Genomic DNA, 1,238 nt, shown 5'->3' on the forward strand with positions numbered 1-1,238 from the left:
CGGCCAGCGAGGCGGCCGGGCGGGTCGTCGACCGCTGCGTACAGATCTTCGGCGGACGCGGCTACGACCGCTCCTACCCCGTCGAACGCATGTACCGGGAACTGCGCGTGGACCGCATCTGGGAGGGCACCTCCGAGATCCAGCGACTGATCGTCGCCAACGAACTGGTCAAGCGGGGCACCGGGGCCCTCGCCCTGCCCCATTCCTGATCCGGCTCGCCCGCCGACCGCCCCTTCTTGCCGGCCCGTTCGCCCACCGGCGACACCACCGCCGCCCCGATCACCGACCCCTACGCGCCGACGCCTACGCCGACGCCGACCCAAGAGGACTGACTGCCATGGACTTCCGTCTCACCGCCCGTCAGAAGGAGCTGAAGGACTCAGCCCGCGGGCTCACCGACTTCATCATGAAGTACGAACTCGACTGCGAGGAGAACAACGGTCTGCCTGCGCAGGCCCACCACGAGATCCGCGACGCCGTGCTCGCGAGCGGGCTCCAGGCCGTCAACATGCCCGCCGAGTGGGGCGGTGCGGGGCTGACGATCCTGGAGCAGGCGATCGTGCAGGAGGAGCTCGGCAGGCTGACGGGCGCACTGTGGGACACCGTGTGGCGGCCGGCGAACGCCCTGCGGTTCTGCACCCCGGAGCAGCGCGAACGCTATCTCGTCCCCGTCATCAGGGGGCGGCGGCGGGACTGCTACGCGGTGACCGAGCGGGACGCGGGCTCGGACCCGCAGGCCATCGCCACGACGGCGGCCCGCACCCAGGACGGCTGGGTACTGAACGGTGAGAAGTGGTTCGTCACCGTCGGGGACCACGCCGACTTCATGATCGTGCTGGCGGCCGCCGGGGAGGAGGGTGCGCCGACCCTGTTCCTCGTCGACAAGGAGACGCCGGGGATCGAGATGACCCGGGTGCCGCGCTTCATGCACACCTTCGTCTACGAGCACCCCGAGTTCACGTTCACCGATGTCCGCGTGGGCGACGACGCGGTGCTCGGCGGGGTCGGCAACGGATACGACATCACCAGGTCCTGGTTCACCGAGGAGCGGTTGATGATCGCGGCCCGTACGACCGGGGCCGCCGAGCGCGCCCTCGAACTGGCCCGCGACTGGGCCGTCGAACGCCGCCAGTTCGGCTCCCCCATCGCCGACTTCCAGCTCGTCCAGGGCATGCTCGCCGACTGCGCCGTCGACATCGCCGTCAACCGCGCGTACACCCACCAGGTCGCCTGGGAGG

At 70.3% G+C, this 1,238-nt stretch carries 2 protein-coding genes; both read left to right on the plus strand.

Annotated features, from left to right (window positions below):
- On the plus strand, nucleotides 1-209 hold a 209-nt coding region (locus QMZ92_RS35870; RefSeq protein ID WP_283302130.1), incomplete at its 5' end, for an acyl-CoA dehydrogenase family protein.
- A 128-nt stretch (nucleotides 210-337) separates the two neighbouring features.
- Nucleotides 338-1,238 (plus strand): acyl-CoA dehydrogenase family protein (locus QMZ92_RS35875; protein ID WP_283302132.1); only part of this gene is annotated, 901 nt, incomplete at its 3' end.

The organism is Streptomyces sp. HNM0645, from assembly GCF_030056615.1.
GTDB lineage: Bacteria > Actinomycetota > Actinomycetes > Streptomycetales > Streptomycetaceae > Streptomyces > Streptomyces marianii.